Raw genomic sequence first — 25,923 nt, 5'->3', positions numbered from 1 at the left:
ACTAAAATATGACATGAATTTCACTATATTTGAGAATACGAACTTTAAAGGGAATACTATTATGAATGCAAATCCAGTTTTCAATTTGCACATCCCTACACGTATCGTGTTCGGTTGTGGTGAGATTAAGAAATTAGCAACGGAAACACTTCCCGGAAAAAAAGCGATGATTGTGATATCAGCCGGAACATCCATGAAAAAATACGGTTATTTGGATAAAGTTGTCAACTTACTGACTGAAAATGATATCGCATCCATTGTTTACGACAAAATATTACCCAATCCTATAAAATCGCACGTAATGGAAGCTGCTGCTATCTGCCGTGAAAGTGGTTGCGACTTTGTCATCGGTTTAGGAGGAGGAAGCACCATCGATTCGGCCAAGTCGATTGCTGTCATGGCTTGCAACGAAGGTGATTACTGGAATTATATCATCGGTGGAAGCGGAAAGGGCAGACCAGTCACCAAAGCACTCCCGATTGTGGCTATCCCGACTACAGCCGGTACAGGTACGGAAGCCGACCCCTGGACAGTTATCACCAATGAAGAACGACAGGAAAAAATCGGTTTCGGCTGTCCGCTTACCTTCCCGGTACTGTCTATCATCGACCCGGAACTGATGATCTCTATCCCTCCACACCTTACCGCTTATCAGGGATTCGATGCATTCTTCCATGCAGCCGAAGGATTCATTGCCAACTGTGCCACTCCTATCAGCGACCTTTATGCTTTGGAAGCAATCCGGTTGCTGTTCAAATATCTTCCGGTAGCTGTAGCCGACGGAAAGAACCTGAAAGCACGTGCTAAAGTGGCATGGGCAAGTACACTGGCCGGATTGGTAGAATCGACTTCCAGCTGTACTTCCGAACACTCTATGGAACATGCCATGAGTGCATATTATCCCCAACTTCCACACGGTGCCGGACTGATTGCCCTTAGTGAAGCTTACTTCGAAACCTTCCGCAACGACTGCATGAAGCGCTACATGAAAATGGCAGAAGTAATGACACAGAAAAAGAGCAACCGCCCAAGTGATTTCATCGATGCACTGGTACTGATGCAAAAGGCTTGCAACGTACACGACCTGAAGCTTAGCGACTGGGGACTCAAGGAAGAAGATCTGCCGAAGATGGTACAGAATGCACGCGACACCATGGGTGGCCTGTTCACACTCGATCCTCGTCCGCTGACCGATGCAGAAGTGTTGGATATTTATAAGAAATCGTACAAATAAGTTTAAAGGAATCTAATATAAGGAGCAAATATGAGGGTCAAAACTAAAATGACTACTCTTCAAAGTTACAGTTTATAACTATAATATTTAAAAGGGTCGTATCAAACTCTGTATTGAGTAATGATACGGCCCTTTCTTTAGTCTTTTAGGATGCTCAAATTTCAAATTATAAGTTCATATTTTCAAAAAATGAATTTTGACACACTCTCCTTTTCTTGTGAAAATATAACTTATTTATTCTATTTATTCAATAACAGCAGCAAAACCTCCGTTTCTTACCAGACGAAGCGTCAATTCTTCTCCTTTTGTTACATCAGCCGATACACAGCGATAATCCATCGCCTGACGGTCCGCGTTGATACCATCCTCGAAAGCAGTCATCCGGTAAGTCTTGCCGGCATTCAGAAAATCAAGATTTACCTTAAACTCTCGTACTTTCTCACTGTTATTTGTAATACCTCCGATAAACCATCGATCGCCTTTCCGTTTGGCTACCACCACATATTCTCCTACTTTAGCCTCAAGTACACGGGTTTCATCCCACACCACAGGAACCTGAGTAATAAAACGGGTACAATCTGTATTACGTGCATACTGGGTAGGCGAATCAGACAACATCTGCAATCCACTTTCACACAATACATAAAGAGCCAACTGATAAGCACGGGTACCTATACTTGCCGCATTAGGACGCATCGCTGCATACAGTTCCGGCTGCATACTAATCATTGCTCCCGGCGTATAATCCATCGGACCTACCGCGTTACGCATAAACGGGAAATACAAAGAGTTGTCCGGAAGACAATCGCCCATCTGCTCCATGGCTCTTACTCCTTCATACGACAAAACATTAGGATATCTGTATTCCAGACCTGCCGGCTTGAATGCTCCGTGGAAATCAACCAGCAAATGATGCTTAGCTGCTTCGCGTGCCACCCGTTCATAAAAATTGACCATCCACTGATCGCTCCGGTTCATAAAGTCAATTTTTACACCTTTTACACCCCAGTCGCTGAATGTTTTGAATAAATCGAAGTTATTTTCAGTTGCCAACCAAGTCAACCAAAGAATAATGCCTACATTTTTCTCTTTTCCATAACGAATCAACTCATGCAGATTGACATCCGGATTCGGAGTATACGGATCGAATGTGGTCTTGGCCCATCCCTCATCCATCAGGATGTATGGAATATGATGTTTGGCTGCAAAATCAATATAATACTTATAGGTATCCAGATTGCATCCTGCCACAAAATTCACATCCGGTCCATAGGGCAAAGCTCCACTCCACCATTCCCATGCCACTTGCCCGGGTTGTATCCAACTGGTTTCTTTTATCTCCGAAGATCCGGACAAACGGCAGGTCATTGTATTTTCTACCAGCTGAGCATCCGTCTGGGCAACTACAAAATAACGCCATGGGAAATTCCGGCTTCCTTTAGTGTGCGCAATGTAATCTGCTGTTTTCAAGATAGTCAAATCGCGGTCACCGTTTTCTCCATAAGCAAGCGGCACAGCTGGAAACACTCCATGTATTCCATTAGTATCCGTACCTTTCAGAAACATACAGGGATAATCCGCCAAATCGGCTTCACTGATTAAAATCTTGCAGGATTTACGCGTATCGATGAGGAAAGGCAAGGTAGCCATCTTGGCATCCGAAGTCCATTTTTTACTGGATAAATGTGTATAAGGTTCTTCATATGCCGTTTTAAAACTATCCGGCTGTTGCATGTGAAGCAGGTAATCGTCCGGAAAATTGACTTCAAACTTTTCTCCTACTACATTGACTGAATCTTTTTCTGAAGTAACAAACCGATAAGCAAAGCCATCATTAAAAGCACGGACTATAACGGAGAAATCCTTGAAATTCAGCTCCAATTCATTATAATGGTTTTGTACGACTGCATACTTAAACGGAACCACTGGTTTTATCTCTTCGTCTACACTTCTCCGTTTCATTTTACGCAAACGGGGATTCTCTCCCAGTACCTTACTTTCCAGCATCAACTGCATTGAATTATCCTTCAACAGCAACTGGTCTTTACTAAACAAGTCATACTTAATTTTATCAGACAAAGTGAAGACCAGTTTAATCTCTTTGTCGGGAGAATACAACTCTACATTCTTTGACTTTGCAGATAGAGCCGAAAAGAACAAGAGTACACACAGTAAAATTTTATTTCTCATACTCATATATTTCAAAACTTGTATGTAACAAAAAACTATTAAACTTTCTTAGAAAAACAAATATTTAAAAGTAAAAAAGAGTTTCAGCATCATTCTATAAAGTCTAACTACTTATAAAATTACCCTACAATTTATTTTCCTTTTCAGCCCATTCTCTTAGCATCTCAATCGCTTTACACAATACTCCGGCCGAACCTTTAAAATGTCCGGAACCACTGGGGACACCTCCCTGTCCGTACCATTCATAGAAACCCTTGTTCTTTATCACACGCTCTATCATTGGAGTAATTTCAGCATAAGCTTCTTCGATGTATCCATTGGCAATCAGCTGTTGAATCATGCGTCCACCAAACCAAGTCCAGTCTCCTCCATTCTGATAGACATATGCTTTTGCCATTCCACCACGGAAGAATCCCTCCGGATAAGGAGGATATACAGTAAGGCCAATAGAAGGCATACCCGACTGCTGCACGTTTCTCACCATCTGCGCATTCACAATACCAATTTCATCGTGTTCCAGTATACCGGCCTCAATAGCAATTGCAGTTCCCCCATGATAATGAATCTTGTTTTCATCAAAATCCACAAAATCAGGTGTACCGTTCGGATAAACATGAGGAATAATCTTGTTGGCAGCCTCATCCCATAAATGCTTACGGGTATTGGCCACAATCTCTTTTCGCATTTTTTCCCATTTTGCCTTGTCTTCTCCTTCACTCATCTCCGCCATAAATTCCAATGCAATGGCAAACATGGCATTGTCGTACGCATCGATAGTTACCACAGAGTTTTCGTTGATATCCACCATCTCGTCATCATTGGCCTGCACATCGCCCCAGTCGGAAGTCAGTGCACCGGTCAGCAATCCGTATTTGGAATCATATTTTTCAGTCATCAGATAGTCTATCATTTTCACCATCCGCTCATAAACAGTCAGACCGTTTACCACTTCTTTCAGGATTGATTTATCACCTGTCTTGCGAATGTACTTTCCTATAATCTGAATAAGTGATGTTTCCTGGTCGGTTTCTACTGTATTTTTAAAGCCCACATGATCGGGTGCTGCATCCGAATAATAAGGTTTAGGATCTCCCCAATTGAATTCACCTTTCAGCACATACCCGTCTATCATCTCATTGTTAGGCTGCTGAAGAGCGAAAAACACCAGCAAGGCACCTCTGATTTCTTCCGGATTTACCACCTCACAAGCTGTTTCGATAAAGGTATTCATGTCTCTGGCCCAAACCTGAGAATATCCGCTTCCGGCATTGAAGCCCTGAGAAAGAATGGAGCGTCCCATACTGTCTACAACCTGAAGATCAGGATTATTCAAAATCTCTTTAGCCAGCGGATTAGGCTGCTTTGTGGTACACGACAAACACATGGCAGTCAGAGCGGCCATCGCTGCGTATTTCATGGAATGTTTCATAGTTTATTTGTTTTTATAGTAATAAATAGCCTGTTCTATGCTACAAAAATACATAAAATCGGGTTACCACAATGGTTTCACAACTGTCGTGGTTCCCCGATTTCAAACCCTAAATTGTTCTTTAACTATTTAACCTTAATCTATAAAAAGAAGCCTTAATAAGGACATTTTACATTTTCTATCCAAGTGTATGAACCATGAGGAATAGCATCAAATCCATTACCGGTTTCATCCAATACACGGCCGTCTTCCTGCACTGCATTAAAACGCCAGTAAGCCAACAATCCCGGTGTTTTCGGGTCTACATAGCAAGCATTGTCCTGAATTTCATTCATGGTCAAAGCGCGTGTCCAGAAGCGTGCTTCACTGATGGCTCCATTCAAATAACGGCCTCCACAAGACTGACCAAACCAGAATCCATCGAAATAATCCACATTAAAGTTAATTGTACCCGGACCTGCACCAAACTTCACATCTAATTTTCCATCCACGTAGAGTGCCACAGAACTTCCATCGTATACACATACAACCTGATGCCATTTACCGGTAGTATAACGGGTTTCACCAGTAGTAAAGTATTTCTTACCATTAATTAAAGCCGGTGCCAACTGCAATTGGTTCTTTTCGATACTGATATCACCGAAGCGGAACAGGAAATTTTCTTCAATACCCATCAACGAAGAAATACCCGGATTAGCATTAGCAGAAGGGAAACTGTTTACACGTACACGAATCTCCATGGTTACTTGATCCAAAGCCGCCACACGAGGATCTGTCATAAACTGAGGCACATTGAATCCACAACGTCCGTGCAAATCGACAGCTCTGGAAATAATAGTACGGTTTATAACCACATACATTACTTTCGAAGATTCCAAGACAGGCATATCTCCATCAGTCCCGGTAATTACCAATGGTACACAGTAGTTTGTACCTTCTACAAATTCATCCAACGAAGTCACCCCAAATCTTACCGATTCTGATACATAGTTCCCAGCCTTAATAACTGTTTCATTCTTATCCAGATTAAAACTTCCGGCAGGAGGCATCACATATTTCTTACCTGTTTTTGCATTATATGCATCCAGCATCGACTGGTCACCGACCTCTAAAAGCACACGAGTATCCGTCGCTACTTTATTAGTAGCCGTAATGGTAACTCCCATATCACGAGGCTCCTCTATGGTAAAAGTGATACGGGGAGATTCCTCTGTACCGGTAAAATAAATTACATCTTTAAATTCGGCTACTTCCTGACAACTAGCAAATAACATCATAGCCAAAATAAATCCAAATATCTTTTTCATAATCATTCTTCTTATTTGTTTAATAAAAATGCGCCCACTTCTGCAAGACAAGCATAATGAGTTTCCCAAATACGGTCACCCCAATACTTCTGCCCTGCTTTAGTAATTGTTAAACGGAAATAACGTGCTTCTCTCTCTTCTTCAAAGAACTTTTTACATTCTACACTATTTCCGGTCGGCAAATCATCTTGGTCGTAAGTAGCAACTTCGTTCCAATCGGTATTATTGGTACTTACTTCTACCTTTAACCCCAACGGACAGCCAGAACCAGAACTTCTTGTTGTATAGCAGAAACCGACCATATTACCCACTTTACCCATATTGATGGTAATAGTATGGGGAGGATTCGGCTGGTTCTGATCATACTCCGTATGCCAGATAGTTCCATTATCCCCATCCAGTACATTAACGGCTGGAGCATTTTCAGCATTAGTTTCTTCTGAAGAACAATCCACTATAGTCCATCCATTTCTATCAGCAGCAGGAAATCCATATGGATCATCTACCACTTCAAGAATGAGATAAACAACATTCCAGTTGGAACTTACCTCCATTCCACCTTCTACATGCATCATCTTTATCGGAACAAGATATTCACCAACAGCCAAAGCTTCAACCTTTTCTTCATCAAAAGAAACCACTATTTCTTCAGCCGATTGCATCGCTCCATTACCAATGACCAAGTCTTTCTTATTAAAAGCCAATATATCGGACTTCATTTCCTGATAATCAGTCTGATGAGTCGCATTATAAGTTTCGATCAAAGAATTATCCACATCGAAGAAAGCTCTTACTTCTCCTTGTGCCGGCATAGTACAGCGCACAGGAAATGAAATAGTTCCACTACCAAAAGCACCATTCAAAGTTTTACGTACCGTAAATTCCGCCGTATTAGCTGTACTATTTACTGTATGCGAAGTTTGCATGCGTACAAAAACCTTACCCCCATCTCCTGGAAAATCGTATGCTTCATCTTCTGAGCAAGACACCAACAAAGTAGGGACGCACATCATCAATAAGCCTAAAAAACTATTTCTTATATTTTGTATATCCATAATCATACCGTTTTATTTTACCGCTGGGTTTTGAAGTTGAATACCTTTTCTAAAATGATAATAGGGAGGATTACTATTATAGTCGCGCTGAGCAAAGAAAGCTCCAAAGCCTCCCTTTTTACCTTGAGTAGGGTTCCAACGTGCCATTCCTTGCAATGAATACAAACGCTCACCTGTTTCCGTATACTGATTTCCATCTGCTTCAGTAAAAGGAACTCCACCATTCGCATAATAGTCACCAATATTTTCAGTCACAATGTATCTATCTGGAGTTAATCCTTCTCCACCATGCCAAACCTCTTCAAAACGTCTCTGCAAATCAGAAGCTCCAGGGGAATTGTAGGCTTGAGCTATAAAATAAGACATATAATCATATACTTTAGGGTCAAGATTGATAGGCCATCCATCTACAATTAATAGTTTACTTGGATCTTTTCCTTTTGGACCTATATACTGTCCTAAATATTTAATCAGTTCAACAAAGTTCTGACCATGCATCCAGTCTCCATGAATCTCATAGTCCAAATCCATACCATCCAAATCATTGTTGTACACAATCCGCAACAATGAATCACCATAGACTTTTACTCGTTCTTCCTCAGGTCTGCTCATAACCCATTCCAAATTATTTACACCTGGAAAGGTTACATATGTAAACTTAGTACCTTTCACCTTCTGGCAAAAGCGCATTTCTTCGTGCACTTTCGGATTATAAAATGTATTAGGCTTACCTGGCACATCCGAAGGAATACCTCCCCACAAACTACAAATATCCAAACTATCGGGAAGTCCTTTAAAATGCAACCCCATGCTATGTGTAGACGAGTAATCGGCAAACCACATAAACGAAATCTGATGGTCGGAAGCCTTGTAAGCTCTCAAATTTGCATAATACTGGTCACTGTATGTATAAGGTTTTTGCACCTCTAAAGCTTCTGCTTCGGTATCGCATGATGTTACTCCCATGGTCAACAATGTACTGCCCACAAAAGAGTACAGCAAAGTTTTTATGTTTATCATATGTCTCATAATTTAAAGTTCGATATATCATTTTTTCTTGTCCCACCAAAGCGGAGTACCTCCATTGTCCTCTCCACCTAACAGCTGAATAGCTTTCAATACATTGGCATTGTTGTCTCTGTATTCTGTAGCCGGGAAAGGAATACGACGCACCTGCTTTTCAGTATCAATTGTTCCTCCACTGTTATTGATTACAACCGGGAATACTTTAGGATAGCCTGTTCTTCTGAATTCAGACCATGCTTCCTGACCATCAGGATATATTGCAATCCATTTTTGGGTAATGATTCGCTCCAGCTTTTCTTCAAACCCAGCTTCTTCATCCCATTTAATGGTAATATCTCCCAACAAAGGAGAACCTTCTCCAATACTATTTCCGGAATTTGCCGGGTCGGTATAAGGCGCCGGCACACTGGTTTCATCTGCCAAGTAAGCATCTGCTCCGGAGACTCCACAGATTTCAAATGAAAGACGGACTCCTGCTTCATACAAGTCTTTCTCTTCTCCTCCCATATTCCATCCACGGGCAGCACCTTCTGCACGCAGGAAATAAGCTTCGGCAGGATTCATCCAAACCAGTTCATCAGACGCTTTTACTGCCAAATCCGAGAAAGGAGCCTTCAAGGCATACTTATCACGATTCATGTCAATACCTGTACGAATTCCGGTGTATTTACCTTCGGAAGACAGCATAAAATAAGAACTGATGCGAGGGTCATTGTATCCATTCAAATAAGAGTCCATAGTTGCTCCCATTCGAGTATCATTAAACTCACCTGTAGCCACTACAAACAAAGGATGACGATAAGAGAAGTCTGTAGCATGCTTCAAGGAAGCAATATCTGTAGCTTTACTCATCACACCAACAGGATGTTCTACTGCTTCTACAGCCATCTGCTGTGCTTTGCCTTCATTTGCATATACCACACGCATTGCCAAACGAAGTTTCAAAGTATTTGCAAAGCGAATCCAGTTTTCCACATTACCTCCAAATATGAAATCATATCGCTCCAACACTTTTACAGTAGCATCTTTCTGATATAAATCATAAAGAACATTTACCGCATCAGTCAGTTCTTTGAAGAAAGAATCGTATATCACTTCCTGACTGTCGTATGGATTATAAACTTCTCCATTACCAAATTTTGTATAAGGAAGAGGACCATACATATCAGTAGTACGAGACATGGCAAGTACCTTTACAATAGTAGCCAATGCTGCTACCTGAGGGCGCTGCTGCTCTGTTGCTTTTTTATAAATCTTATCCCAAGCAGACATTACACCGACAAAAGCACGTTCGAATGCTGCATTTCTCCACTCAACTGTCATATTATAAGTCAAGTAGTTAGAGTTGGAGAACCAGATATTGCATGCACCAGTATAACCACAGAAAGAAGAACCAGCCAAATTATCAATAGTCTGATAGACCGCAGCTCCAATACCTGTTCCATCAGAATTCAACTGCTCCAATACAAATACATTTTTCTGCATCTGTACGAAAAAAGAGCCAGTTGCCAAGTCATCTCTATTCATCATATCCTCTGTAGCCTGATGCTGATTGGTGTTCCATTCATCAAATCGATCTGTACATCCGGTCAAAGACAACAAAGACGCACCTGCACAACACAGAAGAAAATTTCTGAAAAAATATTTATTGTTCATCATTGTAATTCATTAAAGTTAACATTAGAATTTCAAGTTTACAGAGAAGCCTACATTACGAAGACTTGGCTGCATGAAATAGTCAATACCTTGGAAGTATGTTCCTGTACTTGCTGTCAATTCCGGGTCGAAAGGAGATTTGTTATAGAACATAATCAAGTTTCTTCCTACTACAGAAACATGAGCTCCCTTGATCCATTTTACCCAGCGGTTTACCGGTATATCATAACCTACTGAAACTTCTGCCAAACGTACATTGGTAGCATCGTAAGTATACATAGAACCGATACCCGAGTTACCACCACCAATTGTCTTATAATAATCTTTTGCAGGGATTCTTTCACCATTTACCAATGCACCTCCATTATCTCTAGCCTCAGCCGAAGCTTTTGAAACACCATAAGCATCCAGTTTAGCCTGTGTCGCAGAAACTCCGACACCACCAAAACGTCCGTTAATCAAGAATCCTAAACTCAAGCCTTTCCACTCGAAATCATTACGCCATCCCAACATATAATCAGGATTTGCATTTCCTGCTTTTATAAAATTATCAGGGTCGGCTGTTACTTTCTGAGACACAATGTCTACAATGATATATCCGTGTTCATCTGTTTTCAATGTATTTACGTAAATATCACCCATAGATCCTCCTTCTTTCAAGACCATACGGTAACCGTCTGTTCCACCCATATTCATTTCACGCATAGAGACTGTAGTTCCTAATGGAGTAGTTGTTTCAGGCAACAATTCAACAATCTTATTGCGGTTCAATGTATAAGTCAAATTACTAGACCAAGCTACCGGACCTATATTCTGATTAAGTCCCAACGACATCTCAATACCCTTATTGTCTATACGTCCTGCATTGACATAGTAGGAAGTATAACCAGATCCTGTAGGAAGTGATGGAGAGAAAAGCTGGTTGAAAGTAGAAGACTTATAAAGTGTAACATCTAAATTAATCTTATTACCCCAAAGTTTTGTACTCAATCCCACTTCATAAGATTTTGTTTTTTCCGGCTTCAAATCATCATCCACCATATAGGTAGTAGTCTGAGGGTATCCACCCTGTACCGGATAAGTACTGATTGGAATGAAACGCTGAGGAGCATTACCAACCTGACTATAAGAGAAACGTGCTTTTAAGAAAGAAAGGACATCTGATTTAATAGGTAGCATTTCTGTCAGGATAGCAGAAAGACCAACTGATGGATAGAAGAAACCTGAATTCTTAGATTTAGTTCCTGCTAATGCACTTGACCAGTCATTTCGTCCTGTAACATCCAAATAAACCATACTCTTATATCCCAATTGAGCTGTAGCAAAAATGGCCTGTGTATGATCATGATAGCCTTCTTGTCCCAAACGGAGTGCACTCAAGTTCAAATTGGTAAAAGTAAATAAGTTAGCAGTACTCTGTAGAGGTCCTCCTACACTTGAATAAGCATATTGCACATCACGCACACTGGCACCCAATGTAGCTTTCAATGAGAAATCTCCCATATATTTATCCACATTCAGCATAGCATCAGCATAAATCTGAGTAGTGCTAATTTCATCTTTATAATAAGCTCCCATTTCAGATCCGGCAAAAAGTGTCAGTGTAGAAGCACTGTATTTTTTTGTTCTGACATCCTTAGAACCATCGTACTTCACACGTGCTGATACATTCAACCAGTCATTAATATCAAATTTTAAACCTATTCCAGCCAAGAAACGGTCTTTATTATTATTAAACTTATTACGTTCTGTAATCCAATATGGATTTTGCATCATCATACCCTGGTCTCCATAAGGCCAATATTGAGTTTTGAAATTTCGTGATGCATCGTATCTTTCAAATGTCTGATACTTAGAAAAATCATCACCACGCGGGAATAGATATACAGGTACCAACGGGTTGAAGTACTGTCCCTGCGCCAACATATTCTGTTCGTTGACACGCATATACATGAAGCTCAAGTCCATATGTAAGCGATTATTCAACATAGAGCTGGAGTTGCGAACAGAGAAATTATATCTATCCAAATCGTTGTTGTGGATAATACCTCTCGCATTCACTGTAGATGCAGAAAAATAGGTCTGATTTGTTTCAGAACCAGTAGAGAGGCTAATAGAGTTATTCACATTGTAACCGGTCTGGAAAAAGTCAGCCGGATCATAACTGGTAGGAACCATCAGCTTCTGTCCCCAACTTTCATATTCACCCTGCTCCGAGCCGTAAGTATTCTGAAACTCCGGTAACACAAAAGGAGAACTAAATGTGGTACTATTAGAAACACTAACAGACAATTTACCGGCTTCTCCCTTCTTTGTAGTAATCATCACTACACCATTGGCAGCATCGCTACCATACAAAGCTGCAGCTGCGGCACCGGTCAATACAGACATACTTTCTATATCATCAGCATTCAAAGACGAAATACCATCTCCAGACTGCCCCATACCGGTATACAAATCACTTGGCTGAGCAGAAGAAAGGTTTGGCAAAGGAATACCATCCACCACATAAAGTGCATTGTTATTACCTGAAATAGACTTTGTACCACGCATTACCACACGAGTAGCTCCACCCACACCAGAAGAACTTGAATTAATAGTTACACCGGCAATCTTTCCGGACAACGCATTCATAAAGTTGGCATCCTTTACCTTCAAGATCTCACTACTCTTTACTTCCTGCACATTGTAAGTCAAAGCTTTTGTTTCTTTCTTGATACCCAATGCAGTGACTACGACTTCATCCAATACTTCAGTATCTTCTTTCATGGTTACAGACAGTGTCTTACCCGCATCTGCGACCAGTTGCATTGTTTGATAACCAATATAAGAAACTTCCATAGGAGCACCATCGGCTACATCCAGAACAAAATTTCCATCAAAATCTGTGATTGTTCCGTTTGTAGTACCTTTTTCCATGACAGTAGCCCCGATAATAGGTTCTCCTTTTGCATCCACTACCCGTCCCTTTACTTTTTTGACTACACCTTTAGCTTTAGCCTTTACAGGAGTAACAATTATCTTATTGCCAGATGCCTGATAGGTCAAACCGTATTTCGCCAACTCACGGCTTAACAGACTTTTCAGTTCTTCATTTTTAACATTTACAGTAATTCCCTTTTTGTTTTTAACTTCTGCATCCCGATAAGAGAAACGGTAAGAAGTTTGTTTTTCAATAGCACTAAATAGCTCTTTTACAGATGCATTCTTTACATTGATACTTACCGTACCTGTTTGAGCCGATGCACCAACAAATGTTAACATACACAAAGATAATGCAAGAGGACGGAACATTCCCGACTTTTTATTACCTTTATGACCAAAATCAATCAATTGCTTTTTGATTTTCATAATTAGAATTTTAAATTAAGGTTTTTGGTTTCATAGACTATGCGCCAACATAGTTTGTGTGGAACTTCTTCCCACTGAACTCCGATTGAGTTGCCGCTCATATCGGAGTTTGTTGTTTTTCTTCATTATGTCTTCATAGATTCAGGAAATAATTTTAAAAGGTTAATCAATATTTAAATAAATTGTATTGTCTTCCAGCCGATACTCAAATCCATAATGAATCTGAAGTACCTGTAAAATATTCTCCAGGTTTTCTTCCTCAAAAGTACCTGTATATACATCCTCGAGCAACGCTTGAGTTCCTCCTCTAAACACAACTCCGAACTTACGCTCCAAGCAAGAGAATACATCTTTCAGCTTATCATGACGAAAGACTAATTCATTGCTCAGCCAAGCCGTTTCAAGCCGATTCGATGTACGAGTTAAATTCAATTCACCGGTTGCTTTATAATAGATTACTTTCTCATTGGGACGAACATCTACAATCCGGTTCACATTATTAAATGGAGTAACCTGTACATGACCTTCCACCAATGACATTTCAACAAAATCCTTATCATCGTATGCAAATACATTGAAAGAAGTTCCCAAGACTGCAATATCCATTACTTCTGTAGTAACCACAAAGCGTTTAGACTCGTCTCTCTTTACTTCAAAATAGCCTTCACCGGAAAGTGAGACCTTACGGTCTTTTTGTCCGAAATCCTGCCGATAAGACAAGGTAGACTTTGCATTCAAACGGACTTTCGTTCCATCAGGAAGAGTAACTGCTGATATTCCTGTTTCTCCGGCTTCAATCGTTATTTGCTGTTCTGCCAACTGATAAGCTACCTGATGTTCGGTATAAAATTTCGAAGCAATTCCACCAATCAGCAAAATAAGCAACGAAGCTGCAATTTGCAGCCAATAGCGTTTAAAGCGAATAATGGCAGCCTTTTTCTGTGGAATATCAAGTTGAGGTTTTATACCATGATTATAAAGTGAATCTATTTTCTCGTCGGAAAGCTGCTTGTATTCTTCGAAAGTATTCCAATGCTCTTCCAGTTCTTTGTATAACTCCATGTCCGAAGTTGTTTTCATTCGTTCAGACAACTGAGCATATTCTTCTGAAGAGATTTTTCCATCATGAAACTTTCTTAGAAGTTCATTCATTTCATTAGTATGTGAAGACGGTATAGTCATATATTACTTACATTTTGTATGTTTTTTGTAAGTAATATCCCTTAAAGTAAGATTTATAACATCTGTTTTTATCTGTTATAAAACATAAATAGTAGAAAAATGAAAGAAAAATCGGTCAACTCTTTGCGAATTACCTTCAATGCAGCCGAAAGCTGATTGCGTACCACCTGCTCTGTAATGGAAAATTTTTCGGCTATATCAGAAATTGACAAACTCTGTTCTTTATTAAGTTCAAATATTTCCCGCTGACGAGGAGTAAGCTTCATCTTGGCCCGCTGCAGTGCTTCCTCAAACTGATCAAATTCCACTGCTCTCTCTGTGATTTCATCAGATGTATGAAGCTGGGTGACATAAGATATATATTCCCCTACCAGTGGATTCTGTACCTGACGACGCAATTCCTTAAGAAGCAAATGATAGGAAATAGTAAAAAGATAAGACTTAAAAGACAACTCAGGATTCAGTTCTGCGCGATGTGTCCAAATACGAAGAAACGTTTCCTGCACAATATCGTCTGTGATACTTTCGGATTTGACATATCCGTACACAAAACGATAAAGCCGACTCACCCATAACTTATAAAGCCGGTTATAGCAAGGCTCTGAGCCGGATTTCAAACCCTCTATCAAGACTTTTTCATCCGAAAATATCGTATTTCCTGCAAAATTTGATTTTCTGTTTTCAGACATCATAGCTGCAATTCTTACAATGGCTATAACTTATCGGCCAAATAAAAGTTAAAAAGGTATATAAAAACCATGTGCATATCACTGATACATAGAAAATTAAAGTCTATAATCTTCTTAAATCAATATCAGAATATGCACAAATTATATGCAATATTCGCAAAATAAGCTGATACCTGCAAACAAATAGTAAGAAACTTAACCAAAGAATGTAATAGAGCCAATGTCATCAACCATTGATACAAGTATTTTTACAGTTGATGCAAGCAGCAGTTTTTGCGATGATCATATTTTTCACAGATTTACCTTCTTGCAACTAATGGGGTAAGTATGAAGAATGAATATCAGTCTATCCTATCGGTTTCGATAACTCTTCCAAGGTTTTGCCTTCGTAGTTGCAAATAGCCTGCTTGTAATTTAAAGGCAGCTCTACAGGTTCCTTAGTGGCCACATCGTAACCAACCAACACCGTACGGCACTGGCATTTCAACACTCCACTGGCCTTGTTGATTGCCCGCTGAAGCAATGTCATACTTTTATGGCCTAAATGAACGACTGTAGTTTCGATAATCAGTTCATCGGAAAAAAATACCGGAGCCAGGAAATCGGCATTGATATTGGCAACCACTACTCCCAACTTGCTCCATTCCTCCTTGTACCCAAACACATCACGAAGATAAGAAGTCTTTGCCAAGTCGTACAACGAGAAATAGGCATTATTATTCATGTGTCCATAAATATCGACATCACTAAACCGAATCTGTACCGGCATTACATGCTTAAATTTTACTTCATCTACCATTATCACTTTTTATTAATAACGACCAAATATAACTCTTTTTCACAAAAAGAGCACAAAGGTGGAAGATTATTTCTTACTTTTGCCGGATAAAACAAACAAAATATCAAAACGAGCCCAATATATGGAAACAAAATTCAGCAAAGAAACGCTATGCGTACAGGCAGGATGGACTCCCAAGAAAGGAGAGCCCCGCGTATTGCCTATTTATCAGAGTACTACATTCAAGTATGATACCAGCGAACAGATGGCCCGCCTGTTCGATCTTGAAGATAGCGGCTATTTCTATACCCGTCTGCAGAATCCGACCAATGATGCAGTTGCTTCCAAAATTGCAGCACTGGAAGGTGGAGTAGCAGCCATGCTTACTTCTTCCGGACAAGCAGCCAATTTCTACGCAGTATTCAACATCTGTGAGGCTGGTGATCACTTTGTATGCTCGTCTACTATTTACGGAGGTACTTTCAATCTCTTTGCTGTAACAATGAAGAAACTGGGTATCGAATGCACCTTCGTAGATGCCGATGCACCGGAAGAAGAAATAGAAAAAGCTTTCCGCCCGAATACTAAATGTCTGTTCGGTGAAACAATTTCCAACCCTAGTATCAATGTATTGGATATTGAGAAGTTTGCCCGCATTGCTCACAAACATGGGGTACCTTTGATTGTCGACAATACATTTGCCACTCCTATCAACTGCCGCCCGTTTGAATGGGGAGCTGATATTGTAACTCACTCCACAACCAAATACATGGACGGACATGCAACCTGTGTAGGAGGAGCGATTGTAGACAGCGGTAATTTTGACTGGGATGCACAAGCTGACAAATTCCCGGGACTGACTCAACCGGATGAGTCTTATCACGGACTGACTTATACTAAGGCATTCGGTAAGATGGCTTACATCACCAAGGCTACAGCACAATTGATGAGAGACCTCGGTTCTATCCAGTCGCCTGAAAATGCATTCCTGCTGAACTTAGGACTCGAAACACTTCACTTGCGTGTACCTCGTCATTGCGAAAATGCTCAGAAAATAGCCGAATGGCTGGAAGCAAACCCAAAAGTGAAATGGGTAAACTACTGTGGACTCAAGAGCAGCAAATATTACGAACTGGCTCAGAAATACATGCCAAATGGTTCTTGTGGTGTAATAGCTTTCGGCCTCAACGGAACACGTGAAGAAGCCATCAAATTCATGGATAGCCTGAAACTGGCTTGCATTGTGACACACGTAGCCGATGCACGTACTTGTGTACTTCACCCTGCCAGCCACACACATCGCCAGCTTACCGATGAACAGTTGATAGAAGCCGGTGTAGCTCCTGACTTGATCCGTCTGTCGGTAGGTATTGAAAATGTAAATGATATTATTGCCGACCTGGAACAGGCAATGCAGAATATCTGATTCCATCTGAGGTAATCGAAAAGTTCAAAAGTCTCAAAATAGAAGAACAAGGCAAGCACGCTCTGTTTTTCTATTTTGAGACTTTTTTATTCTGATTATTCTCCAATGATTTCCTATAAAATATACTTATTATAGTTTCTGTACATACAAATGTACCTTATCCGCCTGTTCAATCATCTGTTGTTCTATCTCTATTTTATCGGATAAACAAAAGATACAACTATCATACACTACCGCCAAAGGAGCTTTATCTTCACTATCCGAAGAAGGAAAGATTACAAAATGAATTAAAAAAGAGGGTAAATCGCTACATCGTATCCAGTCGATATAAACAGGCAAGTCGGTTTTGCCTATCCGAAAACAATAGCTAAAATCGTCCTGTTCAGAAGTAAACTTTTCCTGCAATCTGAACTGTTTCATGGACTGAAAAGCACTGCAATCCTCCAGTTCCCAACTGTCTATAGCTAATACAGCCCCATCAGGTAATTGAGAAAATATCTTAATCAACAGTTCCTGATTCAAAGGAATATACAAATTCTGAAACAAAAGATTAGCCTCTTCACATTGCTTGAGAAAAGTCTCATCTACCAAGAATCTGTCTGATATACAAAATAAACCTTTATAGAAAGCTGCCAAAATCTCACAATTTTCTTTCTGCTCGATAAAAAGTATAGAATCTGGCAAAAACTCTATCAAATCTGTTTCTTTTAACAAGTCTATATAAACAGATATTTCTGTATGATGAATCTGGAAATAAAGAGCATCTTCTCCTATATCTGGCTTTCTTTGTGGCATAATCTCAAAATGCTGAAGTACTGTATATGCCCCGCTGGTTACAACTTTTTTATCTGGTATTGCCCAAATCGCTCCATCTTGTAACTGAACAAGAAGCCTGATAAATGCTTCTGTTACCCATAATCTGTTTGTTTCTTCCATTTGATAAATATTGATTAAGAACAAGTAGAATAAGGATTATCACATTGCATTTCAGGGGAAAGCCAGCCTGTATAAATTTTATCTCCCTTTATACGTTTAACTTTCAACCAGTCTCCACTGCACCCTACTACAATATACATACCAGAGTCATATCCTTCTACAACACTATTTATGCCAGAAGATTCACAAGGGGCATTATATAGTTTTAAAGAACCTTGATAAGCACGAGAATAAACACAGATATAATCTCCAAGAAACAACCACCCATCTGCATTTAACTGATTATATAAATCGGAAACATGAACATACAGCATCTTATCACATTGCTTTTTGATATGAAAATGAAGAATATTTTCATTTTCATAATCATTCTCCAAATAAGTAAGTACTGTATCGCAGGAAAGAGATGCATACAAAGGAATTTTTCCTTTATAATTAATACTTAAAAATGCCTTTGCATTACAGTCATGCTTCTGACCATGAACTTGTATACAGCATAAACACAATAAAAGAAATAGATACTTCATCATACTACTTTCTATTATTCCATTCCTAATAATTCTAAAGTTAAAGAGATTTATTATATGACTGATAATTTTTGCAAGGAATTTTCGTTGCAGCAGGAAAATACATAATGAAGATAAAAAGACCAGGCACCACTCATTCAGCAACTTTCTATTTGTCAATTTTATCACGTTATTTACAAAATGTCAATTCAGAGGCCTCTACACGGCGTTATTTGAGTACCGGTACAGAAGTTGTGGAAAATCCGGCAGTTTTTCGGCCGTTATAAAATACAGAAAGACAGACATTCCCTTCTTTATTTGTTATAAACGACATAAAGAATAGTCTACGACATACACCGGAATCGAAGAATCAAGAAATCAGCAACCTTTTATCATTCCAAAAAATGTAGAAAATATGCTTCGAAAAAGCATCAAAAATCCCCCGAAAACAGGTAAAAACAAACAAAAGGAAGCATCAGTCAACGCGACTAATCGCGTAAGGCAACGATTCTAGTACCGTCAGCCCTCGTTTCAAGTATCGTTACCGCTTGATAAAGGTCGTATTTTCCTCCGAAAAAGGCTTCATAAACCTGTCCTATAACATGTTTTAAGGAGGTTTTCTGGTTCTAAAAAGGGATTTTTACCACCGTGAGCGAACTTTTTATTCAAAATACGAGTTATCGAAAAACGGTATTTTCTCATTTTTTCACGCAAAAAGGTCAATATTCCTATCAATATGACAATCGGCCAAAAACAAGCAAGTGGTTGCCGCCACACGTACGCCAACCACTTGCTATCACTCTAATTAAGGTTTGTCAATGACAGGCAATCAGCCCTTTTCTGATCTTTATTCCGGAATCACATTATTTAAGACAATACGCTCACCCGGAGCTGTCTTACGTTGTATGATAGTGCCATCGAAAGGAGAAACAAGCAACAAATCCTTTCCTTTTTCGGATTCAATCTCTACAGAAACTGTCTTTCCATCTTTTCTGACTGCACTTACCAGAAAAGCACCCTGTGCTCTCAGATTATGGAAGGATGCATTTTCCCAGCATTCAGGAATAGCCGGGAAGATACGCAAGGTATCGGTATGACTCTGTAACAGCATTTCCTGAATACCTGCCGCAAAAGCGAAATTGCCTTCCAATGTAAAAGGACGATATGTATAATCCGACTTTCCAGTTCCCGACTGATCGCCATTGGCATGGAATGTATTAGGCAAGCAGAAACATTCCGCAAATGTACGAAGTGCTTTATACGCTCCTTCGCCATCAAAGGTACGAGCTTTCATGTTGGCAAACCAGGCATACGAATATCCAGTCCACCATTGTGGCCCATACTTCTCCAATGCTTCAAGAGTGGATTTAATGATTTCACGAGATTTACCCCCTTCTTCCCAGTTCAGCAGTCCCAAAGGATGAATGGCCATGGCATGAGAGAAATGACGATGTGATTCCTCATAAGGAACTCCTTTTGCGAAACTTAACGCTCCCTTACTGTCCAACGCATAATCGGGCAACTGGGCACGTAATGCGCTCCAATGTCCGGCTTCTTCTTTCAAATTCAGTTCATCGGCCATTTCTGCCGCAATTTTAAACAAGAAGGAAGTAAGAGACAAATCGTAATTCGTCATGTTCTTGAACCAGGCTTTCAACGAGTTGTCAAAAATCTCCGGACTGGAAGAATAAGCAAGCACCCGTTTTCCTTCTGCATTTATCTCTGTCTGATTTTCGAGGAATTGAGCTGCTTCTTTTACAAAAGGATATGCTCTTTCTCTCAAGAAGTTATAGTCTGCTGAATATTTCCAATGCAAATAAAAATGCTGAGAAAGCCAGGCAGCCGTAGTCTGCGACATAGAATACTGAATCCATCCTCCCATTGCTTCTCCCGTCAGAGTACATACTCCGGGAATGGCAAGACCTTCTTTTTCAAAATATTGGCGGGTAAACTTCCGGTATACATCACGCTGCGCCCATAACGTATTAAGGTAACCACTCTCTTCTTTCAGATGGTTTCCCGCATAGGAAGGCCAGTAGCTCAACTGGGTATTCAAGTCGTGATGAAAATCGCCCTTCCAAGGCGGAAGTTTTCCATTGTCTGCCGTCCAGACAGCCTGTAAAGAAACTGGATATGAATATTCTCTTGCTACTGAACCGAATTTGTACATTTCATTATCATATTGCCGCTGTAGAAGAGTATCGGGAACAGAAACGGAAGATTGCTTCCAGTAAGTATTCCAAAAATCTAAATGTTCCCGATAATCACTGGCAAGTCCTCGCTTGAAAGCTTCTTCTACTTCGGATATAGCCTTCTCGGGTGCAAGAGAGGAAGTCACGCTCCATACTCCGACACACTTTCCTGATACATTTTTCCATTTCACTACCACATCATAAGAAAAATCATTCCAACCTTTTTGATGGTATACGATCAGATCCTCTTTTTTCTCGACTGTGCCCTGCTTATATCCCAACAAAGCCAGGTCTTGCCCGGTCACCGGATCCACGACTCCTACGTTTTCTTTTTCATATACAGGTGGAATAACAGTCGGTACAATAGGCTGTGGTACATTGTCGAACACAAACCATCCTATCGGACGATTGGCGTGAACAAACGTGTGCAAGGTTATCCCATTTTTCCATGATACCTCGCATAAGGCATTATTCAGATAAAGATGTACGTTTTCCACTTCACCCAAAGAAGGGAATTCTACGGCTGCTCCCGGAATCTTAGAAGGAGCTGCATTATTATCGTAAGGCCAGTCGAATTTTTTCTGTACCGGTAAATAGTTTCCCTCGTCAATGTGTTTCTTCACCCATGAAAATTTATAATTCTCACCGGAAAGGCTGTCGGTAGGTCTCAAATCCCAAAGGTCAATCCGGTCGAGTGAGAATCGTAACACAGAATCACGTTCCCAGACAAGACTACCCACAAAAGAATTTCCCAAAGGGATTCCTTCGTCCCACGAATGGGCCAAATCTTTAAATACCAAATCGCTTGATACAGGTTTCAACTGCCAATCATGTAGTTCCTTAGTACAACTGATTGAACCGACAAGAAACCCACACATTAAAATTCCTGATAAAATGTTTTTCACAGTCATTATGCTCTAATTATATTTTATACACAACCACTGCAAAAATATATAAAAATGAAGATACCACACTATGTTATTCCATAAATATCCTACTGCTTTATAATCCCCTGTATATCGGACAGAGACAAACTTCCCTTCAGAATGACCACAGTCAGTTCCTTTTTTTCATCGCACAACAAGATATACTCTTTTGAATTTCCGGGAGTTTCCTTCAAATAAATTACTGTATGTTCTCCCTCATCATTTACTTTCATCAACTCCTCGTATCCATTTTTGGGGCTGATATATTTCAGTTCCTGACGAATCAGGGGAACGACTTCCTGCTTTTCGCAAGAAAGAATCTGAATATTATCCAACTTGGAAGCCACACTTCCTACATCTATACCATCAGCCTGCACATTAGGCATCAGACGGAGCATGGATTTAGAGATATAGACAGAAGTAATATCTTCCCGATCTGCAAACTTCTTAAAGAAATCGTCTTGAGAAAAAGCATTGACAAACAAGCATAAGGTCAATACGACAAATATATAGAAACGTTTCATTTTTCTTGATTATTAAAGTTATTCACATGTTTTTCTACCACTTTCTTTACCTTTACGGTAGCCTCTTCGGCCTTTTCCATTTGAGCCAATCCCTTATTCAAACTATGTGAGAACAGGAGCAGAGCTTTCTGAGCCTCGGCATAAGCTTCTTCGGGAGAAGCGCACGTATCTTCTGAAAGAGGACGAAGCTGAGAATGGTGATACAAATAAGTTCCTACAGAAAAGACAAGAAATAAGCCTGCCGCAATACCGGCACAGCGACGCAAGAGAATACGGTGTGTCATTTTCTTATAACGTTCTGCACGGATCTGCTCTTCCTGTTCCCAACCATCGATACAAGAAGCAATACGTGATTCCAATCCGGAAGGTATTTCCGGAGTTTCTTGCAAAGAAGACAGGGATAGAAACAGTTTTTTATCAGCAGATAATTCCTGCGGTACATCTGTTTGAGAGAAAAACTTATACAGTCGTTTTTCTTCTGCCGTATTTGTTTTCCCTTCGTAGTATGCATTCAACAACTTCTTTATTTCATCCAACTCGTTCATAAGCTCTGATTTTGCTAAATTGTTCACGTAATTTTTTTCTGGCCCGTGATAAGAGAACCCGTATGTTAGCTGCTGTAAATCCGGTGGCCTGTTCTATTTCTTCCATAGAACACTCATTTACATCGCGTAAGAGAAGAACCTTCTTCTGGGGAGGAGGTAAATGTGCAATTAACTGCTGAAGACATTCAGCCTCGTCCTTAATCTCCAACGGTGTAGTGGAAGAGGGAACTTGTATCGCCATCTGTAAGTCTTCGGGAGGAGAGCTCGCCCACATCTCTTCGTGATTTTTCCGAAGAAAATCGAAGCAAACATTTTTGAGCAAGGTCATCACGTATGCTTCTGTATTTTCTATTTCCGGCAGTTCGTCGCGTTTTTTCCATAATTTCAAATACGTTTCCTGTACCATATCTTCGGCATTTTCCCGACTTCCCGTATAACGGAAGGCCAGACGGTACATCTTGTCATGAAAAGGAAGATAACGCTGCTTAAAGTTTTCAGCGTTCATGGGAGGAGTCTTCTTTTATCTGTTGATCTATTATTTTATCGATATCTTTCTGACGGATTTTTCCGGTCAAAGCAACCAAGGTACAATCATTCTTTCCGGCACAAAGAATAATCATCTCCCGAATGACATCCTTCTCCTGTTTTACAAAGATACGCACCAACTCTCCTTCATCTTTCACCCGCATCATTTCTTCATAACCTTTGGTATTAATCTTATCTATCCTTTGATTGAAGCGCTGTTTGGTTTCCGAAGAACATTCTTCCAGATCGAGGACTCTGACAGAATGAATACGTTGTAAGAAATCTCCTCCTTCATCGGCCGGAGTAAACATACGGGCCACCTTCATCATTATAGGAGATACGGATACGTAATCGGCATGTTGCTCTTTTCTGAACTCATCAAACAAGTCGGAAAAATCTTTGGCTTGTCCTACTGCCAAAGTCAACAGTATCATTATACAGGTTATAGTTAATCTTTTCATAATACATTGTTTTAAAAATTCATATTCGGGTTATCCGAAAGCGCTTTCATTGATATAGACGATAGGAATGAAAGTTTCGTTACAAAGAAAATCATATTTTTTTTGCAGAGGAAATCTTTTCTTATCTTTACCACACAAACACAATCTATCAAACACTTATAAACATGATGAAAAGTATAACTCAATGGTACGAGACACGAATCAGTGTGTCCGAAAATGAACTTAAACGTGTCAAACAACGTATTTTCCGCATCAGTATGCTGAGAGTTGCATTATTCTTGGCCGGAATTATAGGTATCATCTTCTTTTTTCATTCCGATAGCTGGAAACTGATACTTTGTGCGGGATGCACTTTCCTTCCTTTTTTTGTTCTTGTAAAAGTACATAACCGGCTCTTTTACCGTAAGGAGTGGCTGGAATTGCGGCTTCGGATTAACCGGGAAGAGTTACAAGCACTCGCAGGCGACCAAAGTGCATTTGAAGAAGGAAATGAATTTGTCGATCCGGAGCATCCGTATTCATTTGACCTCGATTTGTTTGGACGTCACTCTTTGTTTCAGGCACTGAACCGCACATGTACCCATTTTGGTTCGACGACATTGGCTGGATGGTTGAAAATTCATCTCTGTGAGAAAAAGAAAATAGAGGAACGCCAACAGGCTGTCCAGGACATGGCTTCCAGACCGGAATTCAGAGAGGAGTTCCGCATTACGGGACTGATGAATCAGGGAAAGGCTTCAGACGGAGAGGATATCAGGCAATGGAGTCAGAGTACTTCATCATTTAGTCATGCTCTTTGGGTAAAGTTACTCATCTGGGGGGTGCCTTCCATAAACTTACTTTTACTGATAGCCGGAGTAGTGGGAGTGATTTCATTGAGCTGGCTCGGGGTATCTTTCATGTTATTTGTCATTATCAGTTTCGGAGTAATCAGAAAGGCTACTGCTATTCAGGAAGTGTATGGCCAGAAACTGAATATATTGAACGGATATGCCAAGCTGATTGCGCTTGCCAAACGTCAGGAATGGCATGCTGAGGAACTTCAGTATTTGATGAGAGAACTCGATATCGATGGAGAGTCTCCGGATAAGGTACTGATGAAACTATCGAAAGAATTGGATCGTCTCGATTTACGAAACAATCAGTTGCTTTATGTGCTGCTGGAAGGGGGAATGTTCTTCCAGTTGCACCAGATTGTACGGATAGAAAAATGGAAGGAACGATACGGAGAATATGTAGTAGGATGGTTGGAAGCAGTCGGCCAATTGGATGCGCTATGTTCACTCGGTACTTTTGCGTATAATCATCCGAACTATTCATGGCCAGAAATATCGGATAAGCCTTTCTGCTTTATGGCCCGTGGAATGGGACATCCGCTGATGTCGCCTGCGCAATGTGTGAAGAATGATGTGCAGATTCCTTCACGTCCTTATTTTCTTATCATCACTGGAGCCAATATGGCAGGAAAAAGTACATACCTGCGTACTATCGGAGTAAATTATCTGTTGGCTTGCATGGGCTGCCCGGTTTGTTGTGAAAGCTTAATGCTTTATCCGGCCCGTCTTGTAACAAGCTTACGTACATCCGACTCTCTTTCTGACAATGAATCGTATTTCTTCGCTGAACTGAAACGCCTGAAACGTATCATTGACTGGTTGAATGAAGGGCAGCAATTGTTCATCATCTTGGATGAAATCTTAAAAGGAACAAACTCCGTGGATAAGCAAAAAGGATCGTTCGACTTGATTAAACAGTTTATGAATTTACAGGCAAATGGTATTATTGCTACGCATGACTTATTATTAGGTAAGCTGGCAAATCAATTTCCTCAGAAAATTCAGAATTACTGTTTTGAAGCGGATATTATAGATAATGAACTACATTTCTCTTACAAGTTGCGCGAAGGAGTTGCACAGAATATGAATGCTTGTTTCTTGATGAAGAAAATGGGTATTACAATTCAGGAGTAAGGCTGTTTTTCTGAT

Annotated in this window: 20 protein-coding genes; 3 read left to right on the top strand and 17 right to left on the bottom strand. The window is 40.2% G+C overall.

All coding sequences use genetic code 11. From position 1 onward, the window contains the following. The first annotated feature begins 61 nt into the window (after nucleotides 1–61). Nucleotides 62–1,234 carry an iron-containing alcohol dehydrogenase gene (locus WKU26_RS03865; RefSeq protein WP_340320960.1) on the top strand — a complete coding sequence of 391 codons (1,173 nt, stop codon included), beginning with the start codon at nucleotides 62–64 and terminating at the stop codon, nucleotides 1,232–1,234. Between the two features lie 243 nt (nucleotides 1,235–1,477). On the opposite strand, the gene WKU26_RS03860 is transcribed toward WKU26_RS03865, so the two are convergent. From WKU26_RS03860 to WKU26_RS03815, 10 genes are all read right to left on the bottom strand, one after another. Continuing rightward, on the bottom strand, nucleotides 1,478–3,424 hold the full coding sequence (locus WKU26_RS03860; protein ID WP_340320959.1) for a glycoside hydrolase family 97 protein: 1,947 nt from the start codon (nucleotides 3,422–3,424) through the stop codon (nucleotides 1,478–1,480). Between the two features lie 124 nt (nucleotides 3,425–3,548). Beyond that, nucleotides 3,549–4,853, bottom strand: a complete 1,305-nt coding sequence (locus tag WKU26_RS03855; protein ID WP_340320958.1) for a GH36-type glycosyl hydrolase domain-containing protein — start codon at nucleotides 4,851–4,853, stop codon at nucleotides 3,549–3,551. Between the two features lie 155 nt (nucleotides 4,854–5,008). Further along, entirely contained in the window at nucleotides 5,009–6,160 is a 1,152-nt protein-coding gene (locus tag WKU26_RS03850) for a DUF1735 and LamG domain-containing protein (protein ID WP_340320957.1), read from the bottom strand. An 11-nt stretch (nucleotides 6,161–6,171) separates the two neighbouring features. Continuing rightward, on the bottom strand, nucleotides 6,172–7,215 hold the full coding sequence (locus WKU26_RS03845; protein ID WP_340320956.1) for a discoidin domain-containing protein: 1,044 nt from the start codon (nucleotides 7,213–7,215) through the stop codon (nucleotides 6,172–6,174). Nucleotides 7,216–7,227: 12 nt separating this feature from the next. Continuing rightward, nucleotides 7,228–8,235, bottom strand: coding sequence for a glycoside hydrolase family 18 (locus WKU26_RS03840; RefSeq protein ID WP_340320955.1), 1,008 nt, complete (start codon nucleotides 8,233–8,235; stop codon nucleotides 7,228–7,230). Between the two features lie 27 nt (nucleotides 8,236–8,262). Beyond that, nucleotides 8,263–9,900, bottom strand: a complete 1,638-nt coding sequence (locus tag WKU26_RS03835) for a RagB/SusD family nutrient uptake outer membrane protein (RefSeq protein ID WP_340320954.1) — start codon at nucleotides 9,898–9,900, stop codon at nucleotides 8,263–8,265. 21 nt (nucleotides 9,901–9,921) lie between these two features. After that, on the bottom strand, nucleotides 9,922–13,191 hold the full coding sequence (locus tag WKU26_RS03830; protein ID WP_445323208.1) for a TonB-dependent receptor: 3,270 nt from the start codon (nucleotides 13,189–13,191) through the stop codon (nucleotides 9,922–9,924). Nucleotides 13,192–13,410: 219 nt separating this feature from the next. Then, the gene (locus WKU26_RS03825) at nucleotides 13,411–14,430 is read right to left on the bottom strand and encodes a FecR family protein (RefSeq protein ID WP_340320952.1); all 1,020 of its coding nucleotides are present in this window, start codon (nucleotides 14,428–14,430) and stop codon (nucleotides 13,411–13,413) included. Nucleotides 14,431–14,498: 68 nt separating this feature from the next. After that, nucleotides 14,499–15,122: an RNA polymerase sigma factor gene (locus WKU26_RS03820; RefSeq protein ID WP_340320951.1), complete on the bottom strand. Its 624-nt coding sequence runs from the start codon at nucleotides 15,120–15,122 to the stop codon at nucleotides 14,499–14,501. 343 nt (nucleotides 15,123–15,465) lie between these two features. Beyond that, nucleotides 15,466–15,918, bottom strand: coding sequence for an acyl-CoA thioesterase (locus tag WKU26_RS03815; RefSeq protein WP_340320950.1), 453 nt, complete (start codon nucleotides 15,916–15,918; stop codon nucleotides 15,466–15,468). Between the two features lie 121 nt (nucleotides 15,919–16,039). On the opposite strand from WKU26_RS03815, the gene WKU26_RS03810 reads away from it, so the two are divergent. Beyond that, the gene (locus WKU26_RS03810; protein ID WP_178266751.1) at nucleotides 16,040–17,323 is read left to right on the top strand and encodes an O-acetylhomoserine aminocarboxypropyltransferase/cysteine synthase family protein; all 1,284 of its coding nucleotides are present in this window, start codon (nucleotides 16,040–16,042) and stop codon (nucleotides 17,321–17,323) included. 129 nt (nucleotides 17,324–17,452) lie between these two features. Here WKU26_RS03810 and WKU26_RS03805 read toward each other — a convergent pair whose 3' ends face one another. The 7 genes from WKU26_RS03805 to WKU26_RS03775 all read right to left on the bottom strand — a co-directional run bounded on the left by WKU26_RS03805 (nucleotide 17,453) and on the right by WKU26_RS03775 (nucleotide 23,938). After that, entirely contained in the window at nucleotides 17,453–18,259 is an 807-nt protein-coding gene (locus WKU26_RS03805; protein WP_340320949.1) for a hypothetical protein, read from the bottom strand. A 14-nt stretch (nucleotides 18,260–18,273) separates the two neighbouring features. Beyond that, entirely contained in the window at nucleotides 18,274–18,789 is a 516-nt protein-coding gene (locus WKU26_RS03800) for a hypothetical protein (RefSeq protein WP_340320948.1), read from the bottom strand. 823 nt (nucleotides 18,790–19,612) lie between these two features. Continuing rightward, nucleotides 19,613–21,868 carry a glycosyl hydrolase family 95 catalytic domain-containing protein gene (locus WKU26_RS03795; RefSeq protein WP_340320947.1) on the bottom strand — a complete coding sequence of 752 codons (2,256 nt, stop codon included), beginning with the start codon at nucleotides 21,866–21,868 and terminating at the stop codon, nucleotides 19,613–19,615. Nucleotides 21,869–21,951: 83 nt separating this feature from the next. Continuing rightward, the gene (locus tag WKU26_RS03790; RefSeq protein WP_340320946.1) at nucleotides 21,952–22,407 is read right to left on the bottom strand and encodes a DUF4252 domain-containing protein; all 456 of its coding nucleotides are present in this window, start codon (nucleotides 22,405–22,407) and stop codon (nucleotides 21,952–21,954) included. Further along, nucleotides 22,404–22,952 (bottom strand): hypothetical protein, encoded by a 549-nt coding sequence (locus tag WKU26_RS03785; protein WP_340320945.1) that lies wholly within the window; start codon nucleotides 22,950–22,952, stop codon nucleotides 22,404–22,406. Before WKU26_RS03785 ends, WKU26_RS03790 begins: the two co-directional genes overlap by 4 nt. Further along, entirely contained in the window at nucleotides 22,936–23,457 is a 522-nt protein-coding gene (locus WKU26_RS03780; RefSeq protein WP_340320944.1) for an RNA polymerase sigma factor, read from the bottom strand. Before WKU26_RS03780 ends, WKU26_RS03785 begins: the two co-directional genes overlap by 17 nt. After that, entirely contained in the window at nucleotides 23,447–23,938 is a 492-nt protein-coding gene (locus WKU26_RS03775; RefSeq protein WP_340320943.1) for a DUF4252 domain-containing protein, read from the bottom strand. Before WKU26_RS03775 ends, WKU26_RS03780 begins: the two co-directional genes overlap by 11 nt. A gap of 167 nt (nucleotides 23,939–24,105) precedes the next feature. Between WKU26_RS03775 and WKU26_RS03770 the strand changes: the two genes are divergently transcribed. Next, entirely contained in the window at nucleotides 24,106–25,908 is a 1,803-nt protein-coding gene (locus tag WKU26_RS03770) for a MutS family DNA mismatch repair protein (protein WP_340320970.1), read from the top strand. Nucleotides 25,909–25,923 lie beyond the last annotated feature (15 nt).

Origin of the sequence: Phocaeicola sp. HCN-40430 (assembly GCF_037890285.1) — a bacterium.
Taxonomy (GTDB): domain Bacteria; phylum Bacteroidota; class Bacteroidia; order Bacteroidales; family Bacteroidaceae; genus Phocaeicola; species Phocaeicola acetigenes.
Note: the sequence above shows the minus strand (reverse complement) of the source record. Positions and strands in the feature narration are given on the sequence as shown.

Excerpts from the sequence above, each read along its gene's own strand:
- WKU26_RS03865 (WP_340320960.1), top strand. The coding sequence starts at position 62 with ATGAATGCAAATCCAGTTTTCAATTTGCACATCCCTACACGTATCGTG.
- WKU26_RS03860 (WP_340320959.1), bottom strand. The coding sequence starts at position 3,424 with ATGAGAAATAAAATTTTACTGTGTGTACTCTTGTTCTTTTCGGCTCTA.
- WKU26_RS03855 (WP_340320958.1), bottom strand. The coding sequence starts at position 4,853 with ATGAAACATTCCATGAAATACGCAGCGATGGCCGCTCTGACTGCCATG.
- WKU26_RS03850 (WP_340320957.1), bottom strand. The coding sequence starts at position 6,160 with ATGAAAAAGATATTTGGATTTATTTTGGCTATGATGTTATTTGCTAGT.
- WKU26_RS03845 (WP_340320956.1), bottom strand. The coding sequence starts at position 7,215 with ATGGATATACAAAATATAAGAAATAGTTTTTTAGGCTTATTGATGATG.
- WKU26_RS03840 (WP_340320955.1), bottom strand. The coding sequence starts at position 8,235 with ATGATAAACATAAAAACTTTGCTGTACTCTTTTGTGGGCAGTACATTG.
- WKU26_RS03835 (WP_340320954.1), bottom strand. The coding sequence starts at position 9,900 with ATGATGAACAATAAATATTTTTTCAGAAATTTTCTTCTGTGTTGTGCA.
- WKU26_RS03830 (WP_445323208.1), bottom strand. The coding sequence starts at position 13,191 with ATGTTCCGTCCTCTTGCATTATCTTTGTGTATGTTAACATTTGTTGGT.
- WKU26_RS03825 (WP_340320952.1), bottom strand. The coding sequence starts at position 14,430 with ATGACTATACCGTCTTCACATACTAATGAAATGAATGAACTTCTAAGA.
- WKU26_RS03820 (WP_340320951.1), bottom strand. The coding sequence starts at position 15,122 with ATGATGTCTGAAAACAGAAAATCAAATTTTGCAGGAAATACGATATTT.
- WKU26_RS03815 (WP_340320950.1), bottom strand. The coding sequence starts at position 15,918 with ATGGTAGATGAAGTAAAATTTAAGCATGTAATGCCGGTACAGATTCGG.
- WKU26_RS03810 (WP_178266751.1), top strand. The coding sequence starts at position 16,040 with ATGGAAACAAAATTCAGCAAAGAAACGCTATGCGTACAGGCAGGATGG.
- WKU26_RS03805 (WP_340320949.1), bottom strand. The coding sequence starts at position 18,259 with ATGGAAGAAACAAACAGATTATGGGTAACAGAAGCATTTATCAGGCTT.
- WKU26_RS03800 (WP_340320948.1), bottom strand. The coding sequence starts at position 18,789 with ATGATGAAGTATCTATTTCTTTTATTGTGTTTATGCTGTATACAAGTT.
- WKU26_RS03795 (WP_340320947.1), bottom strand. The coding sequence starts at position 21,868 with ATGACTGTGAAAAACATTTTATCAGGAATTTTAATGTGTGGGTTTCTT.
- WKU26_RS03790 (WP_340320946.1), bottom strand. The coding sequence starts at position 22,407 with ATGAAACGTTTCTATATATTTGTCGTATTGACCTTATGCTTGTTTGTC.
- WKU26_RS03785 (WP_340320945.1), bottom strand. The coding sequence starts at position 22,952 with ATGAACGAGTTGGATGAAATAAAGAAGTTGTTGAATGCATACTACGAA.
- WKU26_RS03780 (WP_340320944.1), bottom strand. The coding sequence starts at position 23,457 with ATGAACGCTGAAAACTTTAAGCAGCGTTATCTTCCTTTTCATGACAAG.
- WKU26_RS03775 (WP_340320943.1), bottom strand. The coding sequence starts at position 23,938 with ATGAAAAGATTAACTATAACCTGTATAATGATACTGTTGACTTTGGCA.
- WKU26_RS03770 (WP_340320970.1), top strand. The coding sequence starts at position 24,106 with ATGAAAAGTATAACTCAATGGTACGAGACACGAATCAGTGTGTCCGAA.